Origin of the sequence: Actinotignum timonense, from assembly GCF_900155575.1 — a bacterium.
In the GTDB taxonomy this organism is placed as follows: domain Bacteria; phylum Actinomycetota; class Actinomycetes; order Actinomycetales; family Actinomycetaceae; genus Actinotignum; species Actinotignum timonense.
In genome coordinates, this window is the sequence record NZ_LT706966.1 from 925,558 (window position 1) to 939,206 (window position 13,649).

Below are 13,649 nucleotides of genomic sequence, written 5' to 3' on the forward strand. Positions count from 1 at the left end.
GTGATTGTTGAGGTTCATGATGGCCGATAGCTGCGCCGTCGTACTAAAAGCACTGCGCTGCAATGCGCGGAACGGCACGGAAACGCGGCTGCGGCGTCGCCCCAGCTGCGCCGTCGTACCAAACCGTAAGGAAACGGGCCCGGAAGGCACGCGAACGCGGGCGGTCGGAACCCTGGACAGGGCCCAGCCACCCGCGTCACGCGTTAAACGTGAGTATAAAACGTAGAGACTAGTGGGCGCGGCGCTGCAAGCGGCCAATCTCCAGGAGCAGCACGGCGCGACCTTCGAGCCGAATCCACCCGCGGGAAACAAAATCAGCCAGAGACTTATTGACCGTTTCACGCGAGGCACCCACGAGGTGCGCGAGCTCTTCCTGCGTGAGGTCGTGCGCCACGTACACGCCTTCGGGGGTGCGCTCGCCGAAACGATTGGCCAGGTCGAGCAGCGCCTTCGCCACGCGGCCGGGAACGTCCGAGAACACCAGGTCGGCAAGATTCTCATTGGTATTGCGCAGGCGACGCGCCATTTCACGGAGCATCGACATGGCCAGCGCGGGGTGCTCCTCGATAAAATTCTTCATATCGCGATGCGCGAGGGAAAGCAGATGCGTCGGCGCAATAGCGGTGACGGTGGAGGAACGAGCCCCCAGGTCAAAGAGCGAAAGTTCACCGATGATTTCCCCGGGTCCGAGAACGGCGAGCAGATTTTCGCGCCCGTCGTCGGACGTGTGACTGAGCTTCACCTTGCCGTCGGTGACGATGTAAAGGCGATCACCCTGGTCGCCTTCGTGGAAAAGGGATTCGCCCCGCTTGAGGGACGTATCGCTCATCATCGCGCCGAGAGCGGCGAGACTTTCCTCATCCATGTCCTTGAAAAGGGGCACGGTTCGTAAAACGCTGGTATCCATCTCTAGCCTTCCTCCGATGTACTCAGAATATTCCTGAAGTAGTCTCATGTCACATTTTGCCATTATTCACGGAAAATGTCTCATACCCGGGCCGAGCGCTCGAGTTGGGAAAGGAAATCCAGCACGATATTAGTGAATTCGCGCGGGGATTCTTCCGGGATGAAATGCCCGGCGCCCGGCACGGCAATGAGCCGGTAGGAGCCGGTGGCGAAGGACCGATCATCAGCCCAGGCCCGCTCATTAATCATGCGGTCGGCCAGGCCGCGCACCGCCCACACCGGCACATCCACGGGAGTGGAGAGGATATCGCGCCAGGCTTTGCCGGAGGGGCGGCGCCGCCAGGTTGCGGTCCAGCGCAGTTGTTCGACGGCGCTCGCCGCGGCCTCCGGGAGCCGCATGGCAGCGGCGTACTGTTCGGCTTCGTCCGCGGCGCCGTGGCTGTGCGGGGCGGACCATTCCAGGAGCAGCCGGCGCATATTTCGCGTATCCCCGAGTGCACGCGGGGAACGATTCCCCAGCCGTGAGGTGAGTAAACCGAGCAGGCCGCGCGGGCGAATCCCGCGTCCGAAATGCCGCAGCCCGAGCGGGTGCGGGCTGGCTACCGTCACGAGCCCGGTAATAATATCGGGGGCCATGGCCGCCGCCGCCCACCCGAGCACGGCATTGGAGCCGGCGGCCACGATTACCGCCGAGCTCGCCCCCAGGGATTCGGTCAGCGAAATAAGGTCCTGGGCCAGTTCGGGCCCCGATTGCACCGACGGCGTTTTATCACTGCCGCCCACGCCCCGCAGATCCACGGCCGCGACTTCGTAACCGGCCTGCGCCACCGGCTCGATCTGGTGGCGCCAGGCGTACCAGTACTCCGGGTAGCTGTGCACGAATAGCACCAGCGGGGTGCGGGTCGAGTGGCTCCCGGCATAGGCCAGGTGGAATTGCGCACCGTTCGCCGTCACGAGGCGATGCTCCCACGGTCCGGGGATCCATACGCAGGAATTATCGGCGGGAAGTGAGCTCATACGGTACCTTGTTACGCTCCGGTTTTTCTAGGTGCGGTTTTCTGCGCGCGGGCTTTTCGCGGCCCCGGCTTTTTATGCTTCGTCTTCGGGGAGGCGGTATTCACGCACCGTGAAAGCGCGGGCGCGCCGCGAACCGCGGGACCGCGCCCAGTGCGCCGCGAATCCGATGGCCGCCAGCACCGCACCCAGCAGCATAAACCCACCGAACGCAAGGTCGTAAGCGAAGTGGTGCACGATATTATCCGTGATCGGCTTGAATCCGCCGATAAGCGAATCCAGCCAGTGCACCCCGCGCAGCGCATATCCGGGAAGTACGAGCCCTGCGAGACCAGCAACTACCAGGAGACAGCCCCACAGCTGTGCGCCCAGGGAGGACAGCCCCGCGAGCAGCGCAATAACCACGAGCAGCGCGACGCCTCCGGCCATTTCGATGAGTGCCGCCACATTAACCGGGGCGGTTTCCAGGGCGATCGGGCGAGCCAGGTGCAGGCGTGCCACCGCGTCCGAGATGAGATACCAGGTCAGTGGGAGCAGCAGGAGCGTGACCGCCGCGACCCAGATATGGGTCCACACCCGGCCCTTGGGGGCATCCGGAATCGGCTCCACTTCGGCGATATCCGCCCAGGTGCGCTGGTCTTCCAAGCTTTCCTCGCGCACGGCCGGGAAGACGGGGGCGTCGAAGCCCGCGGCGTGGGCGGCGGTAGGTGCCGCTGCCGGTTCCGCGCCGGGGTCGCCGAACTCGCCGGCCGGCGGGTAGAGCGCGGTTGCGGTCGCTTCCCCGGAGGCGTACGGGTCCGTGTTTGTGGTGGCGTAGGGATCGGCACCGGCGGAGGCGTAGGGATCAGTGTCCGTGGTGGTGCCGGTTTCCGGGCCGGCGGACGCTGCGGGAACGGTTGCGGTCACCCCGGCTGCCTGTGCCAGGTTCGCGTATTCGCGGTCCGGGGCGGAGCTTTCCGCCTGGTAGCCATCATCGAAAGCTCCGGCGGCCAGTGATTCAGATACGGAACGACGCCGCGGCGCGGCTGGCTCCGGGCTGGCTTCCTCCGGTGCGAGTGCCGCTGGCGTGGCGGGCTCGGAAGGCTCAGCCGAGGTGGCTTCAGCAGGAAGCGTGGCTTCGGTGGGCTCCGGAAGAGGCGTGGTTTCGGCGGGAGTAGTTGCCTCCGCGAAAGCGGTGGTTTCGGCGGGTTCCTCGCTGGTGGGCTGCGCGGCTTCGGCTTCTTCCGGAGCGGGCTGAGTCGAGGCGGGCTGCTCTGTTTCGGTGGTGGCGCCCTCGGGCTGGCCCGCGGTTTCGGGTTGGCCAGCGGCTTCAGGCTGGTCCGCGACTTCGCCTTCGGGTTCCTTCGTGGCGGCAACCACGGGCGCGGAATCACTCAAAGGGGCGGGCTCGCTAGCAACGTCCGCAGCGGGGTGAGCCGGCGGGAACGGAGCGGCGTCGTCGTTCGAAAAAACGGGGGCGGGAGCGGGAGGTTGGGTGGTGGGGAGGTAGGCGGTTTCTTGGTCCGCGAGATGGTCCTCGGCAATGGGCTCGAGAATATCGTCATCATCTAGTGGCCGGCGCGACGCGGTAGTGTACGGGTCATTTGGCGTAGACATGGGTCCTCCCTTGATAGTTCTTTCTCAAAGATATGCCAGAAATCACGCGGATGTGGAGAATTTCGGCGGTGTGCCATAAAGCGGGCGGCGTGTCACAAAGTGGGTGGTGTGGTGCCCGCCGGGGTGGATGGTGTGACGTAAGCCGGTGGTGTGACGGTAAGCCGGTGGTGTGATGTAGATCGGGCGCACGTATCCACAGAACCGCTCGTGTAGGGGTTATCCACAGCGGCGCACAACCCGGCTGCGGAGGTGTGCGAGGCGCGGCAAGCTCGGGGTATGACTTCTTCTCGTGTTTTATCCCCTGGTGTTTCGGCTGCTGGCGCTGCCTCCGGTGCCGCCGCCGGAAAGTCGTCCGGCGCTGCTGTTTCGGGCGGGGCTTCTTTTTCCGGCGGGGCTTCTGTTTCCGGTGGTGCTTCGCCCGCGCCCCTCATCTCCGCGGTCCCGCGCGAGCTCGTCTCCCTTATCTGCGAGCATGAGGAAGTTGTGCGGGAGGTGGAGGCGGTCACGGAGCTGGCCGGAATACAGGTGGCGCGCGGCTCACCGAAGGTAGCTGCGCCGCCGGCCGTGCTCGAATTGGAGGAACTTCCGGCGGCCCTGCCCACGGTTCGCGCGCGTTTCCACCCGGTGCTGGCCAGCTATTTTCCGCGCGGATCGGTGGTCCTGGAACTCCCGCGCCAAGCCGAAGATCTTCTCGAGCTCGTACTGGCGGCTGGGCAAACTCGGCGCGGGCGCATTATCGGGCTTGCCGGGGTGCGCGGCGGACTCGGGGTATCGATGATCACGGCCTGGCTAGCCTCGCTGAGTATCACGCGTACCGCCGTGGTGGATGCGGATCCGCTTTCGGCCGGGCTTGAAATTCTCATGGGTTTCCGGGACAAACGCGGGGTGCGCTGGGCGGATATTGCCCAGGCGGAGGGCACGCTGATCCCGCAGCGGCTCCGGGCGGCCCTGCCCTCGCGCGGGCAGCTGAGCCTGCTGAGCGCGGACGTTCGCGGCGGAGCGCCACCGAACGGCGAGGCGGTGCCGCACGCCATTGACGCGCTCTCCCAAGCGAACGACACCACCTATGTGGATCTCCCGCGCAGCTCCTTGCTGCCGGGCACCGGGCCGGCCAGCTGGCGGGCCTGGTGCGATGCGGTGGTCCTCGTTACCGGGGTAACCGACCGCGATGCTCAGGCCATCCCCAGAATCCTGCGCGACCTGGGGGAGAACACGCCCGTGGTCATCGCGGCGCGATGCGCCCACAAGGTGGAGGCTCAGGCCTTCGGTGTGGATATCGGCCAGGAGGTGCTTCCGGTGCGGCGCCTGCGCGGAATGGATGAGGACCTCTCCCACGGCGTTGCGGTGGGTGAGCAGCGCCGCTCCGTTGCGGCGCGTGATATCACGCAGCTCGCCGCGCATCTCGATGCGGTACTGGCAGGCGGGTAAGGGGTGGATATATGGATAGCCCGCGCGAATTAGGTGTGCTTCGGGCCCGCGGGGTTTTAGCCGGTGCCCGCGGAAAACTGGCCGGTGCCCGCGCGGATGAGATACGCAACCGCGGGGGTGTGGCCCGCAACCGCGGTGACCTGGCCCGTACCCGCCGGGAATTAGCCCGCGGCGTCAGCGTGCCCGGAGTGCTCTACGCGGTGGCGCCCCACGCGATAGAAATCAAACATGTGCTGGGAGCGGCCCGCGATATTAACGCGGTGGCCCGCGGCTGGGGCCCGCACCTGCGGCGCGTGATTGAGGACCCCACCGTCACCGATATTTTAATCAACGGTGGCACCGGGGTATGGCTGGATCGCGGAACCGGACTGGAACGCGACGAAGCCTTGAGCGCCCTACTTTCCGACGCGGGGGAGGTGCGCGCACTCGCGGTGCGTTTAGCTGCCAGCGCCGGCCAACGTTTGGACGACGCCGCTCCTATCGCCGACGGCACCTTCTCCAATGGAACGCGCTTGCACGCGGTCCTCGCCCCACTGGCCGCAGAAGGTGCTGCTATCTCACTGCGTACCCAACGGGCCCGCACCTTCACGCTCGCCGAGCTCGAGGCTGCCGGCACGTTTCCTGCCGCCCTCACCCCGGTATTGACGGCCCTGGTGGAGCGGCGTGCCAACGTCATGGTGGCGGGCGCTACCGGCTCGGGGAAAACCACATTATTGGCATCCCTGCTCAGCTGCGTACCGGCCACCGAACGCCTCATTATTATTGAGGAAGCCGCGGAGTTACGCCCCGCGCACCCGCATGTGCTGCACCTGCAAATCCGGCGCCCCAATGTGGAAGGCCACGGCGAAATCACCATGAGCCAATTGGTGCGGGCCGCTTTGCGGATGCGCCCGGATCGAATAGTGGTGGGGGAGTGCCGCGGTGAAGAAGTGCGCGAGGTCCTCACGGCCCTCAATACCGGACACGAAGGCGGATGGGCCACCATTCACGCCAATTCGGCACGCGATGTTCCCGCCCGGCTTGTGGCCCTCGGGGCACTGGCCGGAATGTCTGCCGCGGTGGTTGCCGCTCAAGCGGTCGCGGCCCTCGACGCCATTATTTCCATCGAGCGCCACGGGCCGACCCGGCGCATCACCCACGTGGCTATCCTCCACAGCCGCAATGGCGAGCTTGAGGCTCCGGATGCGTTGACTATCAGTGCCGACGGCACCATCCGTGCTGGCCCCGGGTGGGCCACCCTGGGCCCGCGACTAGGGCTGGAGGGAACATGGTAATTCTGGTTATTCTCGGAATTCTGCTGAGCGTATACGCGTACGCGGGCCGGTCGGGGAACCGAACCCATGCGGGCCGGCCCCGGCGCCGAGCTCATACAAGCCGGCCGGGGAGTCGTGCCCACGATACGCCACGTCGCTTGATGCGCTCGCCGGGCAGCACACCGCCCGGGCGCGGGGTGCTCCGCAGAAAAATGCGCGCTTCCCCGCCTAGTTTCGACGCCGGCCTGCTCGCCGTGGAAGTTGCGGCCCGCATTGATTCGGGTGCCGATCACCGCCGCGCCTGGCTCGCCGCACTCGCCCGTTTCCAGCCGCATAGAGAAAGTGCGGCACTCGGGGGCACGGGCGGTGGCGCGGGCGATTCTAGGAGGGGGCTCGGGAGCGAACCCAAGCGCGACCCCGCTGGCCAGATCGACGACGTAGGAGTCCCCGTACTCCTGCGGGAACTATGGGAGCGCGCGCCCCGCAATCCGCGCCGCGCCCGGGGCCTCCTCGGCATTCCCGCACTTATCGCGGTATGCCGCCTTACCCACCACACCGGTGCCTCGGCCGCCCGCATCCTCGAGAGCTGCGCGGCAGCGCTCTCCGAATCCAGCGATGCGCTCGGGGAGCGCCGCATCGCCCTGGCCGGACCGCGTTCGGCCGTGAAAATGCTGGCCGCCATGCCGCTATTCGGCATGCTCCTCGGCTCATTTTTCGGAGGTAATCCCGTGACTTTCCTTGTTGGCACCCTCATCGGGCGGTGCTGCCTTGCCCTCGCGCTCATCTGCGAAGTGGCCGGGATCCTCTGGATGCGCCGCCTCGTACGGAAAGCCGAACAATGGGGCTAGCCCTGTGCCTCCTGGTCCTTCTGCTCGCTTGGACGTGGAGGCCCGCCACCAGGCGAAGTGCGCGCCGGCAGGATGGCTCTTATCTGCCGGGAACGGCGCACCAAACCGGGCGGCGCCTACCTCCCTCCGATCCGGCGTTCCTCGCCGACCTCGCGCGGGTGGCGCTCTCCTCCGGGGCTTCCCTGCCCGCCGCACTGGAAGCGGTATCTTTCGCCGTCGCCGAAGAACATGCTCACCTCGATATCGGTACGACGGCGCAGCTCCTCCTGCTGGGCGCACCTTGGGCTGAAGCATGGGAGGGAATACATCCACGCGCCCACTTGCTGCGGGAGGCCCTCCAGCCAGCCTGGGAAAACGGGGTAGCCCCGCTCACCCTGCTTGGCACGGCTGCCCGCAGCTACCGGCGTCGTCGTTCTAGAGAAGCACGCCGGGCCGCGGCCGAACTCGGCAATAGCCTCGTTGTTCCTTTAGGGGTGTGCTTCCTACCGGCATTTATCCTCGTCGGAATCGTTCCGGCGGTAGCTGGCGCCGCCACCGGCCTCTTCCACTAAAGCCGGGCCGTTCCGGCGCATCCCGCCGAACGCTGCTTTATCCACTTTTATCCCCAGGTACGTGGAACGGGATGGTTATCCACAGATGCCGAGGGGCCGGATGCGGGAGGGTGCAAGGCGCGGGAGACTGACGGAGCCGGACCGAGCACGTTCCGAGCAGCCCGCAGCCCAGGCTCTGAGCGGTGGGTAGCGAGGTCCGGCACCACCCACCAACAACCACAACACGGTTCGTTACAGATAAGAAAGGAAGCATCATGACCACAGCACTCAGCCCCGTTCGATCAGCTCTCCCCGCGCATCCGGGCGGTACCTTCCTCGAGGGGAAATGCCACCCGGAAGCGGGGATGACCACCACCGAATACGCCGTCGGCACCCTCGGCGCTTGCGCTATTGCCGGGATCCTCTACTGGCTCTCCCAGCAGGACTGGATGCGTGAACTCATAGCCGGGATTTTCCGGCGCGGACTCAATATCGCCTGACCCATATAAGCCCCGGGTTCCCCACCGGTGCCGGTGGGGTGCTCGCGGCTCCCTAGAAAGAGAAAGACCCGTCATGATACCCAAGCAATCCCCTGAGCAATGCCAGGAGTTTCCTTCTCTCCCGCGGGGCACGGACGGCGAGGGAGCCCTGCTCGCCGGCCCGCTTGCCCAGCCGGTCCGCAGGTCCCGGGAACGCCGGCGCCTGTGCGCACAATGCCACGAGGTAATTGAGGCCCGCGGGCATATCGCAATTCCCTGTGCCTGCCGCCGCCGCGAGATCCGCTCGCGCAAACTTTCGCGCATTTTGCGCCGGCCCTACGGCGTGGAGAACCGGGAAGCGGGCATGGTCACCGTGGAAGTGGCCCTCGGGATTGTCAGCGTGCTCATTATCGTGCTGCTCGCGCTCGGGGCACTGAGCGCCGGCGCCCAATACATCTCCTTACGCAGCGCCTCCCACGATATTGCGGTTCTTGCCGCACGCGGGGAAAGTGAGGAGTCCTTGCGCGCTCGCGAACTCCCACCCCGGGCCAAGCTGCACCTGCAACGCGCGGAAGATCACGTGAACGTGGTGGTGCGAGCCCAGGCAGCCGGTCCGCTGCGGGCCCTGGGTATCACCATGGAAGCCAGTACCTCGGTAGATCTGGAACCCGGGGTGCTCGGAACATGAGGGCCTCAGCGAGGAGCCGGGGCGCGCCCGTGCTCGGGCGGCGAACTGTGCTCGGGAAGCGGACTGCGCTCGTGCAGCAGCGTATCTCCTGGCGGGATAGCTGGCGCGAATGGCACCGGCTCTATCTGCTGTGCCGGAGGGAAAGCCGGGGCCGGCCTCGGGATTCAGCCCGCGCCCGGCACCAGGATTCGACTCGTGCTCGGCATCGGGATCCACTGCACGTCCGGCACTGGAAGCCGCGCACTGCCCGGCCCCGGGTTCCAATTCAAGCCTGCGAGCAGGGAGCAGGAACGGTGCTCGCGATTGGGGTGATAGCCCTGGTGCTTGTCCTGACCGGGGCGGTGCTCACCGCGGTCACCGTGGTGATCGCGCGAATGGAGGCCCGTGCCACGGCAGATGTCATCGCTGTGCAAACCGCGGAGCGGGTGATCAACCAGGGTTGGTCGCTAGCCGAAGCCTGCACCAAGAGCGAGCGCAGCGCGCAGCGCAGCGGCGCCGTCGTCGAAGAATGTAGCGAAGCCGAAGAAATATTTTCGATTCGGGTACGCACCCGCGCCCGCGCGGTGCCGGTAGCGGTCCGGGTGACATCGCGGGCCGGGCCTATTGATCGGGGTCACGGTACCGGCGGCGCGGACGCCAGCTCATCGAGCGCGCAGCTCAAAGCGCTGAGCACCAGTACCGCGCCCTCTTTCCACAGCGGGTCATTGTTATTACCGCACTTCGGGGACTGGACGCAGCGCGGGCACCCGCTCTGGCACGGGCAGCCGGCCACGGCATCGCGGGTGGCGCGGATCCACTCCCGGCCGGCCCGATACCCCCGTTCGGCGCAACCCGAACCACCGGCAGCAGCATCGTGGATAATCACGGTAGCCGCCCCGGTATCCAGGTGGTACGCGGTAGACAAGCCTCCCACATCCCACCGGTCGCAGATCGCGAAGAGGGGAAGCATACCGATGGCGGCATGCTCGGCGGCATGCAGGGCCCCGGGAACATTCGCGGCAGGAATGCCGAGCTCCTCCAAATCCTGCGATGACATCGTCCACCAGGTCCCGCACGTTTCCATGCTGCGCTCCCGCGGAGTAATGGGGTGAAACCCGAGGTACATGCCATCGCGAGCCCGGCGCAGGTGGTACCCGATAACCCGGTTGAATACCTCCACATCACCCCAGGCCCAGGTCCCGAACCGGGTTGCGGTACTGGCGCGCGTACGGAGGATTTTCACGGTTGTCTCCTCCGAGGCAAAAGTCCGCAGATCATCCTTCAGGCGATGCCGCACGATCGCCTCGTCACCATCACACGTCAGTACATCGAAAGGAACACCCTGATGCACGTAGATAGCCCCCGGGTACACGGTGGTATCCGCCCGCGCGGCATCCACCGTCCCCAAGATGGTCCCATCTTCCTCATCAACAATGGATACGGTGCTTGCCTCACCGCGCAGGTCCACCAGATTGTGGGCGCTAATCCCCGCGTGCCCCCAGAACCACCCGCCGGGGCGGCGGCGCAAGAGCCCCTGCTCGCTCAACTCGTCGAAAAGCGAGGTGTCAGGGAGCCCGAAAACTGCGGCATCTGCCGCGGTGAGAGGATGCTCGGCCGCGGCCGCACACAGCTGCCCGGTCAACACATTCGGATTGAGCGGATCGAAAACACTCGCTTCTGCACCTGCGCTCAGGATCGTATCCGGATGGGCCAGAAGATACTGGTCTAGCGGATTCGAGGTTCCAATAAAGACGGCCAAACCGGAACTACCCGCCCGCCCGGCACGCCCCGCCTGCTGGTTAAAAGAGGCGGTGGTGCCCGGCCACCCGGTGAGAATAACCGCGTCCAGCCCGGAAATATCAATCCCCAATTCCAGGGCATTCGTTGTTGCCACGGCTCGCAGATCCCCCGAGCGCAGCCGCTGCTCCAGATCGCGGCGCTCCTCAGGAAGATACCCGCCGCGATAAGCCGCCACAGCCTTGGCAAGCGGATTGTGTTCCTCGCGCAAAAACTCCTGGGTCAGCTCGGCAACCCGTTCGGTTCCGGCCCGCGAACGCACAAAGGTGAGGACGCGCGCGCCTTCGGCCACGAAACGAGCGGTCAAATCAGCCGCCTCCACCATGGCCGAACGGCGTGCGGTATCCTCCGCGGCTCCCGGTTCTTCCCCGGGAGGAACGTGGCCGGTTGCGTCGTCGTCGACAGGAGAACACTGCCACAAGGCAACGGTACGTTCGCCGCGCGGCGAGGCATCATCCGTGACCGCTTCGATGGGTCCGAAAGCTGTTCCGATAAATCTGGTGGCGGTTTCCTGCGGTGCGCCGGCGGTTGCCGACAGGAAAACAACGGTGGGATGGGCGCCGTACAGCGCCGCGATACGCAAAATCCGGCGCACCACATGGCCCACATGCGCCCCGAACAGGCCCTTATACGAATGAAATTCGTCGACGACGATCATCCGCAGCCCACGCCAGATCCGCTGCCACCGGTCTTTCTGGGGCAGCATCGCGTGATGCACGAAATCAGGATTGGTCAGCACAATATCGGCGTGGTCGCGCGCGAAAGTTTTCTCCTCCGAGTCGGCATCCCCGTCCGCGGTAGCCACCGTGATACGGGAGTCCACATCCCGGGCCAGGGCCCGCAGCGAGGTGTATTGATCCGCCGCCAAAGCTTTGGTGGGGGAAAGATACAGCACGGTTGGCGGGGCGCTCACCCGCGCCAAACTACCCGAGTCGCGCGGGCTCAGCATCTCGGTGAGCGCGGGCACCCACGCCGCCAAAGATTTACCCGAACCGGTCCCGGTCGCCACCACCGTATGGGTCCCCGCGTGAATGAGGTTCGCGGCGCGCACTTGGTGCTCCCACAGGTGCGGGACGCCGTGGCTAGCGCAGGCGTCCTTGACCTGCGGGTTGACCCACGCGGGCCACCCGGCCACCCGCGCGAGGCGGGCGTTTTGTTTGCGCAGCGCTACCAACTGTCCCGCGGTGGCGGATTCTTCAAGAAGGGAAAGGAGGCGCATATGTGTAGTGTGCCCGATGGAGCGCTGAAGGCCAAAGCAATGCGGTCTCAAGCGTTGCAGTCCAAAGCACCGAAGGCCATGGCGCCGGAAACCAAAGACCAGCGCGCTAGCCGTACAGCCAGCTCCCGCTTCTGCGCCCGGGGCTTTCCTCAACACGGCCGGGCAGTTTACTGTTATGGCATGGAGCTCTTTGTCCCGGGCGCCCCCGAGCGCCTCGCCACCACGTTACGTCAAGATCTCACAGGTTATACCACCACACATATATCCACCCTGCTCGGCCCGGAAGCCACTGCCGCCATGCGCCGCGAGCAGCGCATTCCCGCGCTCCTCGTATGCGAAAAAGCGTGCCACCAGGCCACCGCCCCGCATACCGAAGCGGAGATCCTGGCCTGCCAGGTTCGCCTCCTTATTCTTGGAGACACCTTGAGTGCCGCGGAACTCGAGGGCGCTTTTCCTGCTACCTTCGGTGACCGGGTCACGCGCGACGCGCTGCTCGTTATCGGCAACGCGGGATACCGGGCCCGTTTCCAAGTGGTTCCCGTTCCGCTGGACATTACCCGCAAGGGCACTCGGCGGATCACCCGCACCGAAGTGCTGATCGCCTCCGATTTCGGGGAACTGGCCGGCCGGGTACCCGGAGCCCACCACGTTATGCCGGTGGGTGGGGCCACCCGCACCCTCGCGAATATCGTCACCTATACCGGGGGACGGGTTCTGGATGTGGGAACCGGCTGCGGGATCCATGCCATTAGCGCCGCGTTGCACGGCTGCGAGGTGGTCGCCACCGATATTTCAGCGCGAGCTTTGCAATTCGCCTCCCTCAATATCGCGCTCGCGGCCGTGCGAGTGGAACTGCTCCAAGGCTCCCTTTTCGATCCGGTGGAAGGGCGTTTCGACACCATCGTGTCCAATCCGCCCTTCGTTATCACCCCCGCAAGCGTCCGGCAAAAAGTCGATTTCGAGTATCGCGACGGTGGCTTCGGTGGGGATACTCTCCTCTCTGAACTCATCTCCGCGCTTCCCGCCCACCTCACGGATACCGGCACCGCCTATATTTTGGGGAATTGGGAAGTGGAAGACGGCTGCTCTTGGGATACCCACCCGCAGGTGTGGGCCCGGGTGGCGGGCCTCGATGCCTGGTTCATTGCGCGTGATGACGTCGATCCGGCCCACTACGTGGAAATGTGGCTCCGGGATGGCGGCCTACGCCCGCGCGATGCTGGATACGAGGATGCCTACCGTACCTGGCTCGATGATTTTGCCGCGCGCGGGATACGCGCCATCAGCCTGGGCTACGGAATCCTCTCCCGTCCGGCTGCCGCTCGCGAACCTATGATCCGCACCGAGGGAATACCGGGCCGTCCCCAGGGTGATATTCGCCAGCATATTCAGCGGGTTTGGAATAACCGGCACCTGGTGGCCGCCCCCGATGAGGATTTAGCGCAGCGCCACCTCACCCGCACCGAAGTAATCGAGCATCGTTTTTATGATCCCGGGGCGGCCGATCCACTGCGTATTGTTCTCGCGCACACGGGCGGATTCCAGCAGACCCTCCCGGCCGATTCTCAAGTCGCGGCTTTCGTGGGTGCCTGCGATGGCGAGTTGAGCGTGGGGGCCTTATGCCAGGCGATTGCGCAGATTTACGGGGAGGATAGCAGTGCGGTCCAAGCCCGCCTGCTCGAGACGGTGCGCGAGCTCATCGCCACCGGGCTCTTGACCGAAGGAACAGGAATGGGAACAGGAACCGGGAGCTAGGCGATAAACAATAGAGCGCCCGTCACGAGCCGCCCGTCACGAGTACCTGTAAGGAGTACCCGTCACGAGCGCCGGTTTTCGGCGCGGGCGTGCTACCGTGTGACAACAGGGCACAAAATATGTGTTGGAGGCGTGACCTTGTCACGCCGTGAGTAGT

Annotated in this window: 11 protein-coding genes; 7 read left to right on the plus strand and 4 right to left on the minus strand. The window is 65.5% G+C overall.

Annotated features, from left to right (window positions below):
* Window positions 1–229: 229 nt before the first annotated feature.
* From CZ322_RS03875 to CZ322_RS09980, 3 genes are all read right to left on the minus strand, one after another.
* Window positions 230–907, minus strand: coding sequence for a Crp/Fnr family transcriptional regulator (locus CZ322_RS03875; RefSeq protein WP_026429058.1), 678 nt, complete (start codon window positions 905–907; stop codon window positions 230–232).
* A gap of 80 nt (window positions 908–987) precedes the next feature.
* A complete protein-coding gene (locus tag CZ322_RS03880; protein ID WP_087070293.1) occupies window positions 988–1,923 on the minus strand; it encodes an alpha/beta fold hydrolase in 936 nt (311 codons plus the stop codon).
* 72 nt (window positions 1,924–1,995) lie between these two features.
* The gene (locus tag CZ322_RS09980; RefSeq protein WP_087070294.1) at window positions 1,996–3,516 is read right to left on the minus strand and encodes a hypothetical protein; all 1,521 of its coding nucleotides are present in this window, start codon (window positions 3,514–3,516) and stop codon (window positions 1,996–1,998) included.
* A 276-nt stretch (window positions 3,517–3,792) separates the two neighbouring features.
* Here CZ322_RS09980 and CZ322_RS03890 point away from each other — a divergent pair, with 276 nt between their 5' ends.
* The 6 genes from CZ322_RS03890 to CZ322_RS03915 all read left to right on the plus strand — a co-directional run bounded on the left by CZ322_RS03890 (window position 3,793) and on the right by CZ322_RS03915 (window position 8,742).
* Window positions 3,793–4,944, plus strand: coding sequence for a CpaE-like family protein (locus tag CZ322_RS03890; protein ID WP_087070295.1), 1,152 nt, complete (start codon window positions 3,793–3,795; stop codon window positions 4,942–4,944).
* A gap of 11 nt (window positions 4,945–4,955) precedes the next feature.
* Window positions 4,956–6,218 carry a TadA family conjugal transfer-associated ATPase gene (locus CZ322_RS03895; RefSeq protein WP_234984451.1) on the plus strand — a complete coding sequence of 421 codons (1,263 nt, stop codon included), beginning with the start codon at window positions 4,956–4,958 and terminating at the stop codon, window positions 6,216–6,218.
* A gap of 191 nt (window positions 6,219–6,409) precedes the next feature.
* Window positions 6,410–7,045 (plus strand): type II secretion system F family protein, encoded by a 636-nt coding sequence (locus CZ322_RS03900; protein ID WP_087070296.1) that lies wholly within the window; start codon window positions 6,410–6,412, stop codon window positions 7,043–7,045.
* Window positions 7,036–7,596, plus strand: coding sequence for a type II secretion system F family protein (locus CZ322_RS03905; RefSeq protein WP_087070297.1), 561 nt, complete (start codon window positions 7,036–7,038; stop codon window positions 7,594–7,596). Before CZ322_RS03900 ends, CZ322_RS03905 begins: the two co-directional genes overlap by 10 nt.
* A 254-nt stretch (window positions 7,597–7,850) precedes the next feature.
* Window positions 7,851–8,075 carry a DUF4244 domain-containing protein gene (locus CZ322_RS03910; RefSeq protein WP_087070298.1) on the plus strand — a complete coding sequence of 75 codons (225 nt, stop codon included), beginning with the start codon at window positions 7,851–7,853 and terminating at the stop codon, window positions 8,073–8,075.
* A gap of 73 nt (window positions 8,076–8,148) precedes the next feature.
* Entirely contained in the window at window positions 8,149–8,742 is a 594-nt protein-coding gene (locus tag CZ322_RS03915; protein ID WP_087070299.1) for a TadE family type IV pilus minor pilin, read from the plus strand.
* A 613-nt stretch (window positions 8,743–9,355) separates the two neighbouring features.
* Here the strand turns inward: CZ322_RS03915 and CZ322_RS03920 are convergent.
* Complete coding sequence (locus CZ322_RS03920; RefSeq protein ID WP_087070300.1) at window positions 9,356–11,737, minus strand: DEAD/DEAH box helicase; 2,382 nt, start codon at window positions 11,735–11,737, stop codon at window positions 9,356–9,358.
* Window positions 11,738–11,917: 180 nt separating this feature from the next.
* Here CZ322_RS03920 and CZ322_RS03925 point away from each other — a divergent pair, with 180 nt between their 5' ends.
* Window positions 11,918–13,492, plus strand: a complete 1,575-nt coding sequence (locus CZ322_RS03925) for a DUF7059 domain-containing protein (protein ID WP_234984452.1) — start codon at window positions 11,918–11,920, stop codon at window positions 13,490–13,492.
* The last annotated feature ends 157 nt before the right edge of the window (window positions 13,493–13,649 follow it).